Here is a 19,994-nt window from a genome sequence, read left to right as displayed (position 1 = left end):
TATTACCGCGGCTGCTGGCACGGAGTAGCCGGAGCTATCTCCAGGTACTGTCATTATCATCCCTGGTAAAAGAGCTTTACAACCCTAAGGCCTTCATCACTCACGCGGCATTGCTGGATCAGGCTTTCGCCCATTGTCCAATATTCCCCACTGCTGCCTCCCGTAGGAGTCTGGGCCGTGTCTCAGTCCCAGTGTGGCTGATCATCCTCTCAGACCAGCTATAGATCGTCGACTTGGTAGGCCATTACCCCACCAACTATCTAATCTAACGCGGGCCCATCTAAAGGCGATAAATCTTTGGTCCGAAGACATTATCCGGTATTAGCTCAAATTTCTCTGAGTTATTCCGAACCTAAAGGCAGGTTCCCACGCGTTACGCACCCGTGCGCCACTAACCCCGAAGGGTTCGTTCGACTTGCATGTGTTAGGCATGCCGCCAGCGTTCGTTCTGAGCCAGGATCAAACTCTCAAGTTTGTGTCACATACTAAGCAGGCACAGTCCGAAGACCGCCAACCCGCTAGGCATGAGCTTCAAGGAGCCGATACCTGCACTGTCAAACGTAATGGATACGAATGAACATGCATCATCGCAACCAGACTGTGGAGCCTGGAAGGATGTGGCAATCGGCTTGAATTAACCGGTACTCGGAGCCTTGAGGTCCCCGGACCGGGCGCCGTCGCCCACATGTCCCTTCATCAAAAACTAACAATGTCAAAGAACCGCCAGAGACAGAACTAGCGGACAACCAATGTGCCCCGATCTAAACCGGGGGAGCGGCTGTCCGTATCTATATGGCGACCAACCCAGCGGAGCGGTTGAAACCGTCAGCGCCGCGTCGGTGAGGGCCATCTAGGCGCGACCAAGGATTCCGTCAATGGGTTTTTTTTGAAAGTTTTTTGACCCGATTACCAAACCCGCCGATTTGCACGGCTTCGCGCCCAATTCTCTCGCAATTCCATATGGGGACCGATCGGCATTCTTCAAGGCCTTCGGGTTGGGGTGCATCGCGGTTCACCGCCGCCAGGCTGATCGCGGCAACGCACCCTCTATGGAATTCGGCGCCCGCCCCACCCTGTGCTACATAGGAACCGACGGGCAGCGCTCCGCTGTGCGAGTGCGCCGCCTTCGAGGAGACGTGCGATGAAATCAAGAGTGCTCGCGCTTACCGGCGCCACCCTGTTCAGCCTGAGCCCCCTCGCGGCGCAAGGGACTCAAGGTGTTGCCACGAGCGAGGATCCCGGCGTCGCACAAGACGATGCCATAGACATCGCCTTCGACCGGGACCGTTACGAACGCATGACCGTGCCGGTCAGCATCGATGGGCGCGGCCCCTACCGCTTCTTCATCGACACCGGCGCGCAGGCAACGGTCGTCACTTCGCGCATCACTTCGGATCTCGAGCTGGAACCCTCCGGCCGCGCGCTTCTGGTGGCGATGGGATCGAAACGGATGGTCGACACGATCGCCATCGACCGCCTCGAATTTGCCGACCGTACGCTCAGCGGGCTCACCTCGCCGCTGCTGGAGCGCAAGCACGTCGGAGCCGATGGCATCCTCGGCCTCGATACCTTGCAGGACATGCGGGTGCTCATCGATTTCGCCGAGCAGCGCATGACGGTGATGGACGCGGAGCAAGCGGGCGGCCGGTATGGATACGAAATCGTCGTGCGCGCCCGCGAAAGGCTGGGCCAGATGATCATCACCAACGCCAAGCTCGACGGGGTGAAGATCGCGGTCATCATCGATACCGGCGCACAGAACAGCGTCGGCAACCTCGCCCTCCTGTCCCGCCTGCGCGCACGCGAAGGCGCCAAGTTCACCGCGACCGATGTCAACGGTTTCCAGCTCAACGGAAATATCGCCTACGGCAAGCGGCTGCAGATCGCAGAGATCGCGCTGGAGAACATCCCCATCGGTTTTGCCGACAGTCCCGCGCTCGAGGCACTCGGCTTTGGCGACAAGCCGGCGCTCATCCTCGGCATGGGTAATCTTCGCGTGTTCGAGCGGATTGCAATCGATTTTGCCTCACGACGCGTGATGTTCGACCTGCCCGGCAATATGCCACGCGAAAGCCTGATGCGATTTAACCAGCGCGCCACGCGTCTGGGCGGCTGACCTTGGCAATCGGGATGGCTTACCCCAGATAGCGGTCCATGCCGCCCGACACGATTACTTCCGACCAGCGGCAGGACGCCGAAAGCTGGGCAACGCTGAAGCGTTTTCTTCCCTATCTATGGCCCAGGGACAATCCGGGCCTGCGCAAGCGGATCGCCTTTGCGCTTGTGCTCGTGCTGCTGGCGAAGGGAACGGTCCTCGCCCTCCCCTTCGCCTATAAGAACGCCGTCGATGCCATGTCGACGCCGGGGAGCGAGGCCGCAATGGTCGCGATGGCGCTGGTCCTTGCCTACGGCTTGGGACGGTTTGCCGGCACCGCTTTCGACAATCTGCGCAATATCGTCTTCGAGCGCGTCGGCCAGGAAGCCACCCGCTCGCTGGCGGAGGACGTATTCCACCGGCTCCACCGCCTGTCGCTGCGCTTCCACCTGTCGCGAAGAACGGGGGAGGTCACCAAGGTCATCGAGCGCGGGACCAAGAGCATCGATTCCATGCTCTACTTCCTGCTCTTCAACATCGCACCCACGATCATCGAGCTGACCGCGGTCGGCGTGATCTTCTACATCAATTTCGGATGGGGGCTGGTCACCGCCACCGCGGTCACCGTCGTCCTATATATAGTGGTGACCCGGCAAATCACCGAGTGGCGCACCAAGCTTCGCCGCGACATGAACGATCTCGACGGGCAGGCGCTCAGCCGCGCGGTGGACAGCCTGCTCAATTACGAGACAGTCAAATATTTCGGGGCCGAGCACCGCGAGGAGGCGCGCTACGCCAAGGCCGCGCGCGCCTATAGCGAAGCGGCCATCAAGTCCGATGCTTCGCTTGGTATGCTCAATATCGTGCAGGCCCTCATTACCAACGCGCTGATGGCGGGCGCGATGGCCTACACCGTCTGGGGCTGGAGCCGCGGCGAACTGACCGTCGGGGATCTCGTTTTCGTGAACACCTACCTCATGCAGCTTTTCCGCCCGCTCGACCTGCTTGGTTGGGTGTACCGCACGATCCGCCAGGGGCTGGTCGACATGGCGGAGATGTTCCATCTGATCGATACGCAGGTTGAGGTCGAGGACAAGCCCGGCGCGCCGGCTCTCGTAGTGAGACGTCCGACTATCACCTTCGACCATGTCCATTTCGGTTACGAGCCGGAGCGCACCATCCTTCATGGCCTGACCTTCGAAGTCCCGGCGGGAAGCAACCTCGCCATCGTCGGGCCCTCGGGCGCGGGCAAGAGCACCATCGCGCGGCTGCTGTTCCGTTTCTACGATCCGCAGAAGGGGCGCATTCTTGTAGACGGGAAGGATATCACTACCGTCACGCAGGAAAGCCTGCGCGCGCATATCGGTATCGTCCCGCAGGACAGCGTGCTGTTCAACGACACCATCGGCTACAACATTGCCTACGGACGCGAGGGGGCAGAGGACGAGGACATCCTCGCCGCTGCGCGTGCAGCGTCCATCCTGCCCTTCATCAAACGCCTGCCCGACGGGTTCGACACAGAAGTCGGCGAGCGCGGGCTTAAGCTTTCGGGCGGCGAGAAGCAGCGTGTCGCCATTGCACGCACCCTGGTGAAGGATCCGCCGATCCTTCTGCTGGACGAGGCGACCAGCGCCCTGGACAGCCGGACCGAGCAGGACATCCTGCGCACGCTGAAGCAAATCAGCGCTCATCGTACCACGCTGGCCATCGCGCATCGCCTGTCGACCATTGCCGATGCCGACCGGATCCTCGTGCTTGACCACGGCAAGCTGGCCGAGATCGGCACGCATGGCGAACTGCTGCGGCACGACGGCCTCTACGCCGAGATGTGGGCGCGCCAGCAGGCCGAGGAAGCGGCGATCGAATAGCTATGCGGGGTTTGCGGGGTTGTGCCGCACTGCACAATCGCTAGGTAGCGCCCAGACCTTCCGGGTGCTAACGCGCGCCCTCCTTATATAGCTGGACGAAAAACATGCCCAACCTCGGCGCGATCAAACGCGACTGGTTCTCCAACATCCGTGCAGACGTGCTGGCCGGCATTGTCGTCGCCCTCGCCTTGATTCCGGAGGCCATCGGCTTCTCGATCATCGCGGGCGTCGATCCGCGTGTCGGCCTTTATGCCTCGGTCGCGATTGCAATGGTCATCGCCTTTACCGGCGGGCGTCCGGGCATGATCAGCGCCGCGACGGCCGCAGTCGCCGTGGTGGTCGTGCCGCTGGTGCGCGATCACGGGGTGGAATACCTCTTCGCCGCGACGATCCTGATGGGCATCTTCCAGGGCCTCGCCGCCCTCCTCCGGCTCGACTTGCTAATGCAGTTCGTCAGCCGCTCGGTCATTACGGGCTTCGTCAATGCTCTCGCGATCTTGATCTTCATGGCGCAGTTGCCGCAGCTCGACCCGGGCAATGCAGGCATCGGCTGGATGACCTACGCCATGGTCATCGCCGGCCTGGCGATGATTTACATCATTCCGCGCTTCACCACGGCCATCCCAAGCCCGCTGATTGCGATTATCGTACTGACGGCGCTGACCATCTGGCTCGACGCGCCGGTCAACACCGTGTCGGACATGGGCGAGCTGCCGGAAGGCCTGCCCTATTTCATGCTGCCCGATGTGCCGCTGACGTGGGAAACGCTGGCTATCATCGCCCCCTATTCGGCGACCATGGCGGCCGTCGGCCTATTGGAATCGCTGCTGACCGCGCAGATCGTCGACGACATGACGCACACCGGCTCGAACAAGCGCCGCGAGAGCGCTGGCCAGGGCGTTGCCAATGTCGTAGCAGCGATGTTCGGCGGCATGGGCGGCTGCGCGATGATCGGCCAGTCGGTCATCAACGTGACCAGCGGCGGACGTGGACGCCTGTCGACCTTTACTGCGGGCCTTTCGCTGTTGATCCTGCTCGCCGTGCTCGGCGACCTTGTCGGACAGGTGCCGATGCCCGCGCTGGTGGCGATCATGATCATGGTGTCGATCGGGACCTTCTCGTGGAACTCGATCCCGAACGTAACCAAGCACCCGTGGCAATCCTCCGTCGTCATGCTGGCGACGGTGGTGGTCGTGGTCGCTACGCACAATCTCGCGCTGGGCGTGCTGGCAGGCGTGGTGCTGTCGGGCGTGTTCTTCACCCACAAGGTGATGACCATGTTTGAGGTCGTGCGCGAGCGCGACGGCGACACTGCCACCTACCGTGCCAAGGGCCAGATCTTCTACGCCAGCGTCGAGCGTTTCGAAGCTGCATTGGGCCCCGAAAGCACCCAGCCCGATCCGGCGGACCACGTCATCATCGACGTTAGCAAGGCCCACTTCTGGGACATTTCGGCCATTGGCGCGCTCGACAAGGTGGTTGAACGCATGCGCCGCAACGGCCGCAGCGTGCAGGTCGTGGGCCTCAACCGCGCGAGCAGCGACCTCGTCGACAAATTCGCACTGACGGACAAGACAGGCGTGGAGATCGGACTGGCGCCACATCCGTGAGCGGACAGGCAGCTATTGCGGTGGAAAGCAGACACTGCATCGGCTCAGACCGCTATGCCGCCCGCCTCTCGGTTAGCAATTTGCGCAATACGGAGCCATTCATCACACATGGCCGGCCTACCAGGTAGCCTTGCACATTGTCGCATCCCAAGCTTCGCACCATTGTGAGATCCTTAACCGACGCGACGTGTTCTGCGGTGCTAGCGGCACCTAGAGATTTACAGAGCTTGACCAGCCCCCCCAGCAGTCTTTGCCGTCGAGCATCCGTAGCTATATCAACAATGAGAGATCCATCGAACTTCACTGCATCAAAGTTCATTTCGCGCAGATAGGAGATCGAGGCATTTCCAGCACCGAAGTCATCGAGCGCAATGCGCGCGCCTGCCGACCGCAGAGCGGCAAGGTTCTGTCGAGGAACGTCAAACTCGGTCAAGACAGCGGTCTCGGTCACTTCCAACTGCATCCGAGCAGCAGGCAAGCCCGATCTCGCCATGATCGATAAGATGGTTTGGGAGGCATCCTCCCAGCACAAGTAAACCGCGCTTACGTTGAACGAAAGCGTGATCTGTGCGGGCCAATCACAAGCGCAACACACTGCAAGCTCAAGCGTCCGTTCTGTAATTGCAGAAATCATGTTCATCTGTTCTGCAATCGGGATAAACTCGCTTGGGCTGACTTCGCCGAGCAGAGGACTTGTCCACCTCGCCAGAGCTTCGCACGCGACTAGGTCCCCCGTCTCCGCTGCTCGTATGGGCTGGTAGACTACTTCCATTTCGGAAAGCAGAGTGGAGTCCCTGACTGCCGTCTCGATAACCAACCGGCGTTCGTGGCTCCGAGAGAGTTCGTCGGAAAAGACCGCCGATTTTCCGCTCCCCTTTGCCTTTGCCTCGTAAAGAGCAGCGTCGGCCTGGCTCAGCAACGCGCTAGGTTCCTGACCAGACCCGTCTCCCATAGCGACGCCGACGCACCCGCCAATTCTAAGTGTTCGCCCTCCGGCCTCAAGCGGTTCGCTTATTGCCGCGGTGAGCTCTGGAAGCGCGCTGAGTGCGTTCGTCCGGGCTCCAGGACCCATCCACAGGATAGCGAACTCATCGCCGCCCATGCGGGCCACGAGGCTCTCACTGCCAAATTTTTCGACAAGACGCGTCGCAATGCACGCTAACGCGATGTCGCCTGTATCATGTCCGAAGACATCGTTGATGGGCTTGAAACCATCAAGATCGATGGAGGCGATTGCGATGTCGCCCGCCTCTTTCGATGTATGATCGCCCAGCGCTCGAGTGAGAGCGCGCCTGTTGGCGATACCTGTTAACGGGTCAGTCGAGGCCTGCTTTTGAGCAGAGCGTTCCGCGTCGCGGGCGCGATTGCGCTCGACCTCGAGGCTCAGACGGGAGGAAACAAGATCGCCCACGTTCTGGTTCTGCAAGCGGACCATCCGGTAGGTCAGCAACAAAACCAGAAGCAGACTGACCCCCATGCCAAGCCGCGGCCCGCTCCCAAAGAGAATGAGATCCGCTGCAAGGGGCAATCCAAGCAGGAAGAGAGGAGCCGATGCTGCTGGCGGATCGGACGACAGAGCGAACGCACATCCAATCGCCGAGAGGCTGGCAAAAAATATGATCGCGGTGGAGCTATCGGGGAACTGCCAAATCAAATAATGTGCCCAAAGCGAATATCCGCCGGCAATAACAACCGCCAACAACCGAGACGTTCTGATCTGCGATTTCATCTGATCGGGCCTAATCGGATGATGTTGGACTCTGATCCAAAAGAAAAAGCGCCAAATTATTAGGGCGGTCAGTAGGCCCGGCAGGCCGAGCATGGATTCTAACACGCCGCTCGTGGAAAGGCTGAGTCCAACGATGCTTGACGCGGCTAGGACATACAAAAGCGGGATCTGCTTGCGCAGACCGCGGTAGCGCTCTTCGATCTGTGCTGACTCTACATCACAAACCGGATGAGTCGCGTGAGCTTCACCCTCGTTAGCCATGAAAGCGGGTTAGTGGTTAAAGGTAAAAAAGATATAATCGAACGCCCATTTCATCCTCTTACATCGAGCTCGCATACCACGGATTGATGTAAGCGGCGTCGCCCCTGGACAAGTATTTGAGATGCGAAATATCTCCACTGAGATAGCGTTCACTACTGGGGCGCTATCCGCCAACCCAATATTTGCAGCGAGAGCCGATAGCTGCCAGCCCTCTCATATTTTGGGGCTGCCCCATAGGAAGGACTGATCTCGGGTCGTTAGCCGCCCGTCCGCTCGTGGCACAGCGCTAGCTCGGTGAAGGCATCCCTAGATGGGGAGAAAGCGGGAATCGCGGGTGGCCAGCAAATTCGCAGCTACGAAGCCTCAACTAGCGTGGCCCACCAAGCTGGTGTAAGCTCGCAGTAGTTTTTGAGGTCTTCCCCATGCAGGGTCTTGAACGTTTAGCGGCGACTTTTTTTGCGGTGATTTTTTCTGCGGCCATGCCAGCAGACCAATCTATTGAAGCGCGATCGTCCTCAGATTCTCGGACTGAACAATATCCGCCAGCATTGACATCCGAGCACTCTGCTCTTGCCGAGCAAGAGGGTGAGTTTTCGCTACAATCCCGATACTGGTCCTCGCAAGAAGCCGAACCAATTGTCACACGATTGAATGCGCAAAGGCGCATGGTCCTCGGAAATCGGGTGCTCGAACTGGTAGTTAGCAGTGATCCAGGATCAGATTACCCGTACCAAGGGCGCGGCTTGACAGGGTTCGATACGTCTTTGAACAAGCATTGGTATATCTGGATGGATACTACGAGCACAGGCGTCGCCCTACTTTATGGATCGCTATCGCAGGACTCTACCGGAGTCCTCGAAGGTAGCGTTACGAACCGAACTCAGGGCGTCGAAACACCACTTCGAATTGAGATACGACGGCAAGGTTCGCGTGAGATCCACGAATACTTCTCGCCAGATGAAATAGGCAATGAGTGGCGCTGGATGGAATTGATCTACGACAGGTATTAGAGTCCGACAGCCTCGCGTTAGAGAATAAATCTTGGCCAGTTAAGCTAGGTGAACAGTAACCTTGTGACCGAATGCCGACCTAGGATCGTTGGTTTGTATTGAAGTGCCATCGAGACTAAGGCTCGTCCACGAGAGCTTGTAGCAGATCCTGCCAATGGATTTTATGCTTTGCCTGCAACGGAGACGTCGCTCGATAGTCTGCTTCTGACTCAAGTTCAGCTCAGCTAACCGGTCACGGGTGGGAAGCAGTCTCTCGCATGCAATCTCCTCTCATTCCTGCTAGTTTCTGCGCGTAAGCGACGACAAAATCGATCGAGCGCGTAGGAGGACACGATGCCTGACGAGCAAGCGCAGGTGGTGAATGGCGAAAGATGCAAGGCAATGCCGGAGTGCACAAAGGCAAGACAGGACTGGTGGAAGACCTTAATCGCAGCAAGGGAGGTAATCTGACGATTACCGTTCGTCAGGATGATGGCACTCGGTTTAAAACTCTTGCTCGAAGCGTTGAGAAAACCTGATCTGCTAAGGTCCGCTTTCGGGTCGTTAGCAGTCGTTCGAATATGTCCGCTTTTTTTGTGGGCCGAATCCCGCCAATCAAGTCGCGGACGCGGCCAAACCTAGCAGCATTTGAAGTGCTTCCTCTCCTCGCGCTCGAGGCACAAAGGCATGATCGTGGTGAAACGCCGCGACCATGTTGCAGGCGATCCCCGCATCTGCGAGCGCGCTTGCCACGGCAGCCGTCAGTCCCACGCCCTCTAGGTCCGAATGCACCATCAGCGTGATGCGTGCGAAGTCCGGGCCCTCGATGCCCAGTTCATGCGCCAGCCCAGACGTCACGATGGCCGTGACACCCTCGTCCTCGCGGAAGGTCCCGATGGCTGCGCCCAATAGCTGCGGCGCGGTGTCGGGGGTCACGAGGACGAAGCGCCACGCCTGCGTATCGAGCCGGGGTTCCATGGCGGCGATCATCGCCTCCCTGTCGCGCACCGGCCTGGCCATTAGAGGATGTATTTGCTAAGGTCGGTATCGCCCGACAAATCATCCAGCCGCTCGCGCACATAGGCCGCGTCGACCGTGATGGTCTCGCCCTTGTGCTCTTCGGCCTCGAAGCTGATGTCCTCGAGCAGGCGTTCCATCACCGTTTGCAGGCGCCGGGCGCCGATGTTCTCGACGCTTTCGTTCACGCGCGCGGCAATCTTCGCGACCTCGGTGATCGCATCGTCGGTGATGTCGAGCGTGACCTCCTCGGTCCCGATCAGCGCCTTGTACTGCTGCACGAGATTGGCGCGCGTTTCGGTGAGGATGCGCACGAAGTCTTCCTCGGTCAGCGCGCGCAGCTCGACACGGATGGGCAGGCGGCCCTGCAGTTCGGGAAGCATGTCCGAAGGCTTGGAGACATGGAACGCGCCCGACGCGATGAAGAGGACGTGGTCGGTCTTCATCGGACCATATTTGGTGGCCACAGTCGTGCCTTCGATCAGAGGCAGCAAGTCGCGCTGCACGCCTTCGCGGCTGACCGAACCGCCACGCACATCGCTCACCGCAATCTTGTCGATCTCGTCGAGGAAGACGATGCCGTTAGTCTCCGCATTCTCCAGCGCGACGCGGTTCACATCGTCCTGGTCCATGCGCTTTTCGGCCTCTTCCTCCACCAGCCGGTCCCACGCATCGGGGACCTTCAGCTTGCGGCGCTTGAGGTTGGATTTGCCCATCGCCTTGCCGAGCATATCGGAAAGGTCGATCATGCCGACATTGCCGGGCATGCCGGGAATTTCCATGTTCGACTGCGGGTGGTCCTTCACATCTATTTCGACTTCGGTGTCGTTCATCGCGTTCTGGACGATGCGTTCGCGAAAGGCCTCGCGGGTGGCCTCGCTGGCGTTCTCGCCGACCAGCGCATTGAGCAGGCGCTCCATCGCGGCCTGACTGGCGGTGTCGCGCACGGCCTCGCGGCGGCGTTCCTTTTCGAGGCGGATGGCTTCTTCGGCGAGGTCGCGGGCGATCTGTTCGACGTCGCGGCCGACATAGCCGACTTCGGTGAACTTGGTCGCCTCCACCTTCACGAAGGGAGCCTCGGCCAGCTTGGCGAGACGGCGGCTGATCTCGGTCTTGCCGCAGCCGGTGGGGCCGATCATCAGGATGTTCTTGGGCGTCACCTCGTCGCGCAAATCACGGTCGAGACGCTGGCGGCGCCAGCGATTGCGAAGCGCCACGGCGACCGCGCGCTTGGCGTCCTTCTGGCCGATGATGTGTTCGTCCAGTGCGGCGACGATCGCCTTGGGTGTCAGATTGTCCATGAATTCTCTCAGACCTCTTCGAGGGTCACATTGCCATTGGTGAAGACGCAGATGTCTGCGGCGACCTTCATTGCCTTGCGGGCAATGGTCTCCGGATCGTCTTCGTATTCGGCGATGGCCTTGGCCGCGGCGAGCGCGTAATTGCCGCCTGAACCGATGGCAGTGATCCCTCCTTCGGGTTCGAGCACGTCGCCATTGCCGGTGAGGACGAGGAGGTTCTCCTTGTCCGCGACGATCATCAGCGCTTCCAGATTGCGCAGGTACTTGTCCGTGCGCCAGTCCTTGGTCAGCTCGACCGCGGCGCGCAGGAGCTGGCCATTGTACTGTTCCAGCTTCTTTTCCAGCCGCTCGAACAGGGTGAAGGCATCAGCCGTGGCGCCGGCGAAGCCTGCCACGACCTTGCCGCCTTCGCCGATGCGGCGAACCTTGCGGGCGTTGGGCTTCATCACCGTGTTGCCCATGGAGACCTGTCCGTCTCCGGCAACGACGATACGGTCGCCCTTGCGCACACCGATGATGGTGGTTCCGTGCCACTGGACGAGGCCGTGGCGATTGTCTTGATCACTCATGCTGCGCGATATGGGGTGCGCAGCATAGCGGTCAAGGCGCGCCTTAGCGCCCCGGCCCCTGCTGGCCGCCGAGACCCGGCTGGCCGACCGTGCCGATATTGCCGAACAGGTCTTCGAGGAAGCCACGCTCGCGGCCGAGCGTCGGCGTCTTGTCGCCATCGGGCGTGAGGTAGACCACCTGGTCCACACCGCTGCGGTCGGCGGAAATCACGTTGCCGTCAGGACCGAATTTCACCGCCAGTACCTGATGCTCCCGGATACTAGGGCGCACGAAGGGTTTCCGCCCCGTCGTCGAAGACACGTAATACCACGTCGGTTCCCCAAACTGGCTGGTGAAAGTCGGGCGGCCAAGCGTCATCTCCACGCTGCGCTGATTATCGATACCCGGCTGAACCGTGTTGAGGAGCACCGAATCAACCACGTAGCCGCGTGTTTCGCGGATCGAGGAGCAGGCGCCAAGGCTGAGACCGGCGCCAACGAGCGCCATTGTGGCAAGGATTTTAGTGGCCCTCATGGGAACTGCTTCGAACTCCGTAATTCCTGGCGCGCTTGGCCTTGAGGCCGCTGCGCCCTATATGCGCGAGCGATGCCCTAAACCGCCGCGCACCAGCTTGCAACGTGGCAAGTGCGAAGCGGTGGGGATGGCGGCTTGAATTGCCGCTGAACAGATCGAAACGAGAGCCTTATCCCATGTCCTTCTTCGCCCGCCTCTTCGGCACTCAGAGCGACCCGCGCGAACAATGGCGCCCCCTGTGGCACGCCATCGTCGAGCAGGCGCGCGAACCCGACTGGTACCGCATGTGCGGCGTGGCCGACACGGTGGAGGGCCGGTTCGACATGATCACGCTTGTCCTCAGCCTCGTGATGCTGCGGATGGAGGAGGACGAAGCCCTCGCCCCGCATACCGCGCTCGTCACCGAATTGTTCGTCGAGGATATGGAAGGCCAGTTGCGCGAAGCCGGAATTGGCGATCCCACCGTGGGGAAGAGGATCGGCAAGTTGATGAGCAGCATGGGCGGCCGGCTGGGCAGCTATCGGGCGGCGCTCGCTGACGAGGACCGCGCCGCGCTGGCCGAGGCACTCAAGCGCAACGTCACCATGGCGCAGGAAGACGAGGCCCACGCCCTGGCCGAACGGATGATCCGCTTCCACAGGCGGCTGGAACGCACCGATGCCGATGCTCTGCGCCGCGGGGAGATCGCCGCATGAGTGATGGCAACGAACTCGTCCGCCTCGTCAAGCCGCGTGCCCTTCCTGCAGGCTCGTTGAAGATTGACACGACGGCACAGGAACGCGCCGCACTCGCAAAACGCTTTGGCGTCATTGCCATCGAGGCGCTAACCGCCAAGGTCGATTTCGCGCAGAAGGAAGATGCTGTGCTGGTAGTTGGCACGTTCCGCGCAACCGTCGAGCAGCCCTGCGCCGTCACCCGCGATCCCCTCACCTATGAAGTAAGCGAGCCCTTCTCGCTCAATTTCGTCCCGGCCGGTCTGCTTGGCGACTACGAGGAGGATCAGGAATTCGAACTCACCGCTGAGGATCTCGACCAGATCGAATACGAGGGCGATGTTTTCGATCTCGGCGAAGCGATCGCCCAAGAACTTGCGCTTGCAATCGATCCTTATCGCGAAGGTCCAGAGGCCGACGCTTTGCGCGCAGAAACCGGCATCGAGAGTGACGAAACTCGAACTCCGAGCGGTCCGCTAGCCGAGGCGATGGCGGCACTTACGAAAAAATGATTGTCTAAAAGTGTCCGGAGCCCGGGTGGATCGACCCGGGCTCCGGAAGAGCCATCCCGGCAATTGAAGAATCCAAAGGGTTTAAACCTTCGGAGGGGGCAGACTTCGCACTCCCAGGATTGTCTCCAAGGAAAATGCGCCGCCATCCGGACAGATGAGAAGCAACCCTTGGTAATGAAGTACCGGGACCCGGGCCGAAACCCGGACCCCGGCTGGACAACCTCAGAAGAGGAAGGTTTCGAAGAGTCCGTCTTCGAAGGGGGCGAACTTCACACTCCCGAAGTCGTCCTTTAAGAACTCCGCCGGGCCTTGGCCAAACGGGCTGCCTTGCGCCGCAGTGCTTGCGTTGAGGTTTGAACTCCGGGCTTCGGCCACGAAGCTCGAGACCAGGCTGGACAGGTCCGAACGACCATCTTCATGCGAGAAGAGATCGAACTCGCCAATCCTCTCAGGCCGCATCTGAACTCCGAAATCATCTCCGAAGGTGACGACATCCTGAGGCCGCAAATCACCGATAACCTGATCGCTGCCGAGGCTCGCATCGAACTTGATCCGGTGCGGCGAAGTCAGCTGGGTGATATCGACCACATCGTTACCGTTCCCTCCATTGACCGTAATCGTGTTCAGATCGAGGCTGGTTGGCGTGAAGTCGCCGACCACCGTCACCGAGGCACCGCTGGCAGTTGTTCCGCCATTGGCTGCTCCACCGGAGGCTACATCGAGGGAGTCGACCACGATTTCTTCGATGTTGTCGAGCTCTGCAATCACCGAGGCGTTATCGGAACCATTCAACGTAACGACGATCTCTGTCGCGATGTTCAGCCCGGTAATGCCCGCAGCCAGTGCTTCTGCGCGGGTGTAGATCGTATAGTCCTCGCCGGCGCCTGCGACCAGTTGCCAGGTATCGATGCCGGCGCCGCCATTGACGAAGTCACGACCATCCAGAGCGCCTCTCTGTTCGAAGAGGTCGTTACCATCGACACCATACAGCGTATCGTTGCCGAGACCGCCGCGGATCGTGTCGTCACCGGCACCGCCACCAATCACATCGTCACCGGCGCCACCTTGCAGGGTGTTCGCCCCATTGTTGCCCCAGATGGAATTGGCGAGCGAATTGCCCGTCAGGTTGATATCGCCGGATCCCTTTGCGAAGAACACCTCCACTTCGGCTCCGGCGGTCAGGACGTAATTAACCGTCGTCCCGACCTGGTCAAAACCTTCGCCGACCGCTTCCTCTACCACGTCGCCAGCGTTGTTGACGTGAATGATGTCGTCACCGAGCCCGCCGTCCATCGTGTCGGCAGCGACGCCGCCGAACAGCTGGTCGTTGCCTTCACCACCGAACAGCATGTCGGCAGCGCCAGCCCCGAAGAGCACGTCGTCTCCCTCAAGGCCCGACAAGACGTTCATGCCGGCATTGCCCCAGATGGTGTTGTTGAACTCATTGCCGGCAAGGTCGATGTTGCCCGAACCCTTGGCGAACATGACTTCGACCTCCGCACCTGCGGTGAGCGCCCAGCTCACGCTGCTGCGGACGATGTCCAGGTCACCCTGGCCGACGCCTTCGATCACCGTATCGCCGGCGTTCTGGATGTGGTGGGTGTCGTTGCCCAACCCGCCATCCGAAACGTCGACCCCGGCGCCGCCGAAGAGCTCGTCATCGCCATCGCCGCCTTCGACCGTATCGTCACCGGCGAGGCCGAACACCCTATCGTTGCCATCGGCGCCATCGACCGAGTTAGCTCCGGCGTTGCCCCAGACTACGTTGTCGAATTCGTTACCGGTCAGGTCGATATCGGCAGAGCCCTTGGCAACCAGCACCTCGATCTCGGCGCCAGCGTTGAGGACATAGGTGGCCGAGGACAGGACCCGGTCGTTCGTACCTTCGCCAACGGCCTCCAGCACGACGTCTCCGGCATTGTCGACATGGTGGTCGTCGTTGCCGAGGCCGCCGCTGGTGGTATCGGCTCCGACACCGCCGTTGAGCAGGTCGTTACCGGCACCGCCCGACAGGTTGTCGCTGCCTTCCATGCCCCAGAGGTTTTCGCCTGCAGCGCTGCCGACCGCGATATCGTCACCACCGGTGCCGATGAAGTTGACGAGACCGTCGCCTTCCCAGTTCACGCCGACCGGCTGCGTCATCGCCGAGTAAAGGACGTTGTCGAAGCCCAGTCCGTCTTCATACATGAAGGCGGCTCGGAGGAAGAGCCCTGCCTGCGCACCGAAAGCGGTGCCGGCAAGATCTTCCGGCGTGAAGTCCGGACCGGTCGCGCCAGCGACATCGACCCAGTCGACGCCGTTGCTCGAAACCTGCCACTGGATGCTCGAGGAAACGATGCCATTGGCGTCAGTGATGCCGGAAACATCCGCCGAAATGACCTGGCCTTCCGTCGGCGTGTTGTCGCTCAGGATAGCCGCTCCGGTCGCATCGGGATTGAGCGATGCAACGCTGATGGTCTGGTCGGCGAACTGGAAAAATTCCACGTTGCGGACCGTATCCATGCCATCCGAGAGCCGGGAACGTCCGGTGAAAGGATCCTCCACACCTTCCGTAGGCGTGATGTGGGTGACCAGCAGACCGCCGCCTTCGGCTGCAGTGATCTGATAATTGGCGTAGTTGTCATAGTAGACCGCCGTATCCAGATCCCCTTCCTGGCCATCGTTCACGAGCTCGCGAACGATATGCATCTGCCCGGGCGAGACATTGCCCTCGAGCAGGTGCGAGACCAGCGATTGGGTCACACCGTCAATGGTGACGACGTTCTTCAGGCTCGTCACCGTGGCAATTTCGTTCGCGCCGGCCTCGTCGAGGATCGAGATGCGGACGTGGAGGCGCATGTCGCCATCGATGTAGTCGTTGCCACCGCGCCCTTCGATATAGTCGCTGCCGCCACCGCCGAAGAGGACGTTGCCCTCTGCGAACACGATTTCGTCGTCCGACGCATCGCCTTGCGGTGCGATCCCGAGCGCTTCCCTCAGGCCTTCGATGCGGTTGAGGCCGCCCTGGGTGAGCTCGTGATTTACCATCGTCAGTTCGAAGTCAGGCAAATCCGGTGAGCCGCGATCATCGCCGCGCAGGATATCGTCGTGATCCGAACCGGACAGCGCCTCGGTGCCGTCGAAGCGGTTACGGAGCGTGTTGGCTTGGTCGTTGACGAAGATTCCCACGGTCATGTCGGCATCGGCCGAAACGGGGCTACCCTGGTAGCTTGCCCAGTCGAAGCCATACATGCCCTCGTTGCGCATCACGCTGACGCCCTGGACCATGATGTCGTCGCCCGATTCGGCGTCGAAGTCATGCTCGTTGTCGCCGGCGAACATCACGTCGTGACCGATAATCGTCGAGTTGAAGAAGAGCTCGGAGTTGTCGCCGGCCGTGGTGTCGAAACCGCCACCGCCTTCGATCCAGTCATCGCCCTCGTTGCCGAGCAGGAAGTCGGCGTCCTCGCCGCCAAGGATAAAGTCGTCACCCTCGCCGCCGAAGACTTCGGTCGTGTCGACACCAACGATGAAGGCATCCTTGCCGTCGCCGCCCATCAGGACGTCGAGACCGTTGGAGTTGGCAATAACGTCGTCGCCTTCGTCGCCCTTGATGAAGTCGTCGGAGTCGCCGCTGTCGGTGACGATGTCATTGCCAGCACCGGCGATGATCAGGTCGACCCCGTGGCCGCCCTCGATCCGGTCGTTGCCTGCACCGCCCCAGATGCCATCGTCGCCGCCACCGGCGATGATGGTGTCATCACCGGCCGTGCCGTTGATGGTCGTGTGGTCGGCGCCGATGAACTTGATGTAGTTCACCTCCACTTCCGCTGTCGCGAGATCGTCACGCTGGACCAAAGTCTGGCCGATCGAATTCAGCACTTCGTCATCGTGTTGCGGATCGGGTCCGATCTGCTTCGTGGGATCCACATGCAGGAGGAAGTCCGCCATGGTGAAGGCGTCGACGTGGCTGTGGTAGTTAAGGATATCGTCCTCGGTACCGCGAATGCCGTCGGGCCCCGGATCGGTCATGTCGGTGTTTGCCATGACCATCTTCGAGAAGGCGTTGTTCTCGAGCTCGTTGAGGAAGTTGAGGCCCTGAGTACGCGACAGGTAATAGAACCGGTCGTTGTCCTGGAGCGCTTCCATCTGTGCCTCGAAAACGGCGTTGAAGGTTGAGCCAAGGAAGCCGCCGAAGGCCATCGGGGCCTCGGCAAGGCCGCCGATCCACATGTCGATATCGTTGACGCCGGTTTCGGCTGCCGGACCGTTCAGGAAGGCAAGGCGATCAGCCTCCGAGACCGCGCCGCCGCCAAGGACCAGATCGGTTGCCGCAGCGCGGCGTGCGTCGACGTTGTCACCAGCGTCGATGATCGTCTGGTGCGTACCGTAGGCCGCGATGAAGTTGATCACCGAAAGCGGGTTCTTCAGCCCCTCGGCGAACTCGGCCCAACTGCCGTAAGGCGTAAGGAAAGTCGAACCGGTTGCATCATAGAGTTCGGCACGCGCTTCGTTGAGCGTCGGCATTCCGGTATCGCGACCGCGGGCGATGTTGATCGCGGCGAGGTCGAGCGGCAGGCCAAGCAGGTTGTTGCGCAGGGCGTCGGTGACGAATTCGTCGATGTGGTTGCCCTGCTCGCGGTTGAGACCGCGGAAGATGGCCCCTGCGGCCTGTTCGGCAGAGATATTGCCATCGAGGTCATAGTCGACCGGGTTAAGGAACGCCTCGATCAGGCCGGTGTTGTTGCCCCAGCCTTCCAGGTCGGTGACCGGGGTTTCGTTGCCCAGCTCGTCGTAGAAGACCGGCTCACCGGCATCGTTGAGGAACATGCGGTTCACGTCTTCGGTCAGCATTGAGTGGCCGAAGCGGTACACGACGTGGGCGAACTCGGCGAAGATGGCCGGGTTGATGTCGGTCGTGGTGTTGAACACGAAAGGATCGATGTTCGGCTGGATACGCCGACCGAACTCCTCGAAGACGAGGTGCTGGTACTGCATTTCGGTGGAGAATTTCGCCATCTGGAACAGGCGCTCGCCATCCCAGTCGAGGGATTCGCCATACGCGGCGAGCTGCGCATCGGTCAGCGCCGCGAGCCCCGCCACCTCTGGTGCGGTGATGTCGACATCGAGCCATTCGTTGATGAAGGCGAGATCGCCCGACTTGAGGATTTCGATCTTGTTGGAATCGATCTGGCGGTTGTGTTCGGAGTGGAACACATGGTGGACAGCCGTGAGTGCGATATTCTCGTTGCCGCGACCGTCGCCGGTGATGAAATGGCGATCCAGCAGCTCGTTGTCGTACTCGAGATTTTCGCCGCGGGTGCCGGTCGCCACCGCATTGCCGGTATCGGTGTCGGCGTCGGCAGCAAGATTGCCTTCGTCGAATACCGGCACGGCGTTGTGGGCGATGTCATCGAGGAAGGCATGAGCCGTCCGCACCGGGATGACGGCCATTCCCTCAGGGACACCCTCCGGCGGGATTTCACCCGCCATCCCGGTCAGGAGGTGCACGGGATTAGTTGGAGAGCCGCTGACGACCACGTCGTCGGCGGTGTTGGGAATACCATCAGCCCCGATGCCGACGACTACCTGGGGATAGCCGTTTTCGTCGGGAATGAAGTTACCATACGGGTCGGAGCGTATCAGCGGCAGCGCGAGCACATCCGCATCGCTCAGCACGATACCAAGAACGTCGAGTGCCTGCGCTTTTACATCGGCCCAGGTCGCAAGACCGCCATTGACGCCTTCGAGCAGGTGGCCGGTCGCTTCGGGCCGGCCGTTCACCAGCTCGTATTCGCGCATGAAGACCTGCTTGGAAGCGTGCGAACCATAGGTCTGGTTCTGATCGACGAACGGTGTCGTCGTGTTCATTGTCTCGCCGTTCTCGTCGATCTGGGCGCGGGTCATCACCATGAAATTGGTACGGCCGTCATCGGCGGTGAACGGAATGCCGTCCGGACCGGCGTCGAACAGCGGATCGTCCGGCTGCAGCGGGACATAGACGGTGCCATTGTCTGCCTTCGGGATTAGGTCGAGGCCATGATCGAAGAACTGGCCAAAATAGGTCATCCAGGCGTTGAACGGCGAGGACAGACCTTCATCAGGCGCGGTGTTGGGTATGACCAACGTGTCACCCTGCATTTCGAGACCGTACGTATCGAGTGCGAGGGTAGCGAATTCCTCATAGGTCATGAGACCGTTTTCGTGGTCGGCCCAAGCGCTGTGCAACGCTTGGATCGCCGCCGTCGCGTCGCCTTCGTAACCGGTCTGGGTAAGGGCCGCGGAAATCGCGGCAGGGTTGCCGGCCGTTTGGTCAACGATGAGGTTGGAAATGATGCGCGGATCGACGTCGGCAACGTCGCCGGCTGCGCCGTAATCCGTGTTGGTAATGGTCATGCCGGGACCGAACGACATCATGTCGCCGTCCTGGTCGTCGCGATAGTTCGGCGTGAACATCCGCGGCATGATCTCGTCCGAAGCACCCCAGCGCTCGCGGCCTTCGACCAGGTTGTTGTAGCTGCCGTCTACCGTACGAAGGCCGTAGGGAAGGTGGAAATTGCCGAGAATGTCGACGAGGTTTTCACCGGCCGCGTGCCGCTCGGCGATCTTGATCTGCTGGAGAATGAACTCGAGGTCATGCTTGTTGAGTTTGACGGCCATCGTACTGCCCCTTCCACAAATGGCAGCGGAGGGCGTGCACTATCGCTCGCACAATTACTTGTGCCGATCGAGTATTGTGATTTCCCTCCGCGCCCCGTTGAACACGATCTTTATGATTCGTGCTTTAGTGGGACCACTAATCCTACTTATTGCACCGTCCGTCTACACGCCTAACGG

Annotated in this window: 12 protein-coding genes and 1 rRNA gene; 6 read left to right on the top strand and 7 right to left on the bottom strand. The window is 60.5% G+C overall.

Annotation, left to right across the window (positions count from 1 at the left end; all coding sequences use genetic code 11):
• Window positions 1-475: ribosomal RNA gene (locus ED21_RS14340) — 16S ribosomal RNA — on the bottom strand; the annotation flags it as partial.
• Window positions 476-1,141: 666 nt separating this feature from the next.
• Here ED21_RS14340 and ED21_RS14335 point away from each other — a divergent pair.
• The 3 genes from ED21_RS14335 to ED21_RS14325 all read left to right on the top strand — a co-directional run bounded on the left by ED21_RS14335 (window position 1,142) and on the right by ED21_RS14325 (window position 5,573).
• Window positions 1,142-2,116 (top strand): aspartyl protease family protein, encoded by a 975-nt coding sequence (locus ED21_RS14335; protein WP_034922934.1) that lies wholly within the window; start codon window positions 1,142-1,144, stop codon window positions 2,114-2,116.
• A 38-nt stretch (window positions 2,117-2,154) separates the two neighbouring features.
• Window positions 2,155-3,963: an ABC transporter ATP-binding protein/permease gene (locus ED21_RS14330; RefSeq protein WP_006834651.1), complete on the top strand. Its 1,809-nt coding sequence runs from the start codon at window positions 2,155-2,157 to the stop codon at window positions 3,961-3,963.
• Between the two features lie 104 nt (window positions 3,964-4,067).
• Window positions 4,068-5,573 (top strand): SulP family inorganic anion transporter, encoded by a 1,506-nt coding sequence (locus ED21_RS14325; RefSeq protein WP_006834650.1) that lies wholly within the window; start codon window positions 4,068-4,070, stop codon window positions 5,571-5,573.
• 52 nt (window positions 5,574-5,625) lie between these two features.
• Here ED21_RS14325 and ED21_RS14915 read toward each other — a convergent pair whose 3' ends face one another.
• On the bottom strand, window positions 5,626-7,302 hold the full coding sequence (locus ED21_RS14915) for a bifunctional diguanylate cyclase/phosphodiesterase (protein ID WP_198005873.1): 1,677 nt from the start codon (window positions 7,300-7,302) through the stop codon (window positions 5,626-5,628).
• A 683-nt stretch (window positions 7,303-7,985) separates the two neighbouring features.
• Here ED21_RS14915 and ED21_RS15270 point away from each other — a divergent pair.
• Window positions 7,986-8,573, top strand: coding sequence for a DUF1579 family protein (locus ED21_RS15270; RefSeq protein ID WP_083800477.1), 588 nt, complete (start codon window positions 7,986-7,988; stop codon window positions 8,571-8,573).
• Window positions 8,574-9,167: 594 nt separating this feature from the next.
• On the opposite strand, the gene ED21_RS14315 is transcribed toward ED21_RS15270, so the two are convergent.
• The 4 genes from ED21_RS14315 to ED21_RS14300 are packed head-to-tail and all read right to left on the bottom strand — an operon-like array spanning window position 9,168 to window position 11,953.
• Window positions 9,168-9,572, bottom strand: a complete 405-nt coding sequence (locus ED21_RS14315; RefSeq protein ID WP_006834648.1) for an ACT domain-containing protein — start codon at window positions 9,570-9,572, stop codon at window positions 9,168-9,170.
• Window positions 9,572-10,870, bottom strand: coding sequence for an ATP-dependent protease ATPase subunit HslU (gene hslU, locus ED21_RS14310; protein WP_006834647.1), 1,299 nt, complete (start codon window positions 10,868-10,870; stop codon window positions 9,572-9,574). Before hslU ends, ED21_RS14315 begins: the two co-directional genes overlap by 1 nt.
• 8 nt (window positions 10,871-10,878) lie before the next feature.
• Complete coding sequence (hslV, locus tag ED21_RS14305; RefSeq protein WP_006834646.1) at window positions 10,879-11,439, bottom strand: ATP-dependent protease subunit HslV; 561 nt, start codon at window positions 11,437-11,439, stop codon at window positions 10,879-10,881.
• A 43-nt stretch (window positions 11,440-11,482) separates the two neighbouring features.
• Complete coding sequence (locus ED21_RS14300; RefSeq protein WP_034922931.1) at window positions 11,483-11,953, bottom strand: outer membrane protein assembly factor BamE; 471 nt, start codon at window positions 11,951-11,953, stop codon at window positions 11,483-11,485.
• A 176-nt stretch (window positions 11,954-12,129) separates the two neighbouring features.
• On the opposite strand from ED21_RS14300, the gene ED21_RS14295 reads away from it, so the two are divergent.
• Window positions 12,130-12,648 carry a ubiquinol-cytochrome C chaperone family protein gene (locus tag ED21_RS14295; protein WP_006834644.1) on the top strand — a complete coding sequence of 173 codons (519 nt, stop codon included), beginning with the start codon at window positions 12,130-12,132 and terminating at the stop codon, window positions 12,646-12,648.
• The gene (locus ED21_RS14290) at window positions 12,645-13,178 is read left to right on the top strand and encodes a DUF177 domain-containing protein (RefSeq protein WP_006834643.1); all 534 of its coding nucleotides are present in this window, start codon (window positions 12,645-12,647) and stop codon (window positions 13,176-13,178) included. The genes ED21_RS14295 and ED21_RS14290 overlap by 4 nt, the downstream gene beginning before the upstream one ends.
• A 222-nt stretch (window positions 13,179-13,400) precedes the next feature.
• Here the strand turns inward: ED21_RS14290 and ED21_RS14285 are convergent, their stop codons facing one another.
• Window positions 13,401-19,817, bottom strand: a complete 6,417-nt coding sequence (locus tag ED21_RS14285; protein ID WP_006834642.1) for a peroxidase family protein — start codon at window positions 19,815-19,817, stop codon at window positions 13,401-13,403.
• Between the last annotated feature and the right edge of the window lie 177 nt (window positions 19,818-19,994).

The sequence above is a fragment of the Erythrobacter sp. SD-21 genome (assembly GCF_000181515.1).
Lineage (GTDB): Bacteria > Pseudomonadota > Alphaproteobacteria > Sphingomonadales > Sphingomonadaceae > Qipengyuania.
Note: the sequence above shows the minus strand (reverse complement) of the source record. Positions and strands in the feature narration are given on the sequence as shown.

Excerpts from the sequence above, each read along its gene's own strand:
- ED21_RS14290 (WP_006834643.1), top strand. The coding sequence starts at position 12,645 with ATGAGTGATGGCAACGAACTCGTCCGCCTCGTCAAGCCGCGTGCCCTT.
- ED21_RS14325 (WP_006834650.1), top strand. The coding sequence starts at position 4,068 with ATGCCCAACCTCGGCGCGATCAAACGCGACTGGTTCTCCAACATCCGT.
- ED21_RS14285 (WP_006834642.1), bottom strand. The coding sequence starts at position 19,817 with ATGGCCGTCAAACTCAACAAGCATGACCTCGAGTTCATTCTCCAGCAG.
- ED21_RS14300 (WP_034922931.1), bottom strand. The coding sequence starts at position 11,953 with ATGAGGGCCACTAAAATCCTTGCCACAATGGCGCTCGTTGGCGCCGGT.
- ED21_RS14295 (WP_006834644.1), top strand. The coding sequence starts at position 12,130 with ATGTCCTTCTTCGCCCGCCTCTTCGGCACTCAGAGCGACCCGCGCGAA.
- hslV (WP_006834646.1), bottom strand. The coding sequence starts at position 11,439 with ATGAGTGATCAAGACAATCGCCACGGCCTCGTCCAGTGGCACGGAACC.
- ED21_RS14335 (WP_034922934.1), top strand. The coding sequence starts at position 1,142 with ATGAAATCAAGAGTGCTCGCGCTTACCGGCGCCACCCTGTTCAGCCTG.
- ED21_RS14315 (WP_006834648.1), bottom strand. The coding sequence starts at position 9,572 with ATGGCCAGGCCGGTGCGCGACAGGGAGGCGATGATCGCCGCCATGGAA.
- hslU (WP_006834647.1), bottom strand. The coding sequence starts at position 10,870 with ATGGACAATCTGACACCCAAGGCGATCGTCGCCGCACTGGACGAACAC.
- ED21_RS14330 (WP_006834651.1), top strand. The coding sequence starts at position 2,155 with ATGCCGCCCGACACGATTACTTCCGACCAGCGGCAGGACGCCGAAAGC.
- ED21_RS14915 (WP_198005873.1), bottom strand. The coding sequence starts at position 7,302 with ATGAAATCGCAGATCAGAACGTCTCGGTTGTTGGCGGTTGTTATTGCC.
- ED21_RS15270 (WP_083800477.1), top strand. The coding sequence starts at position 7,986 with ATGCAGGGTCTTGAACGTTTAGCGGCGACTTTTTTTGCGGTGATTTTT.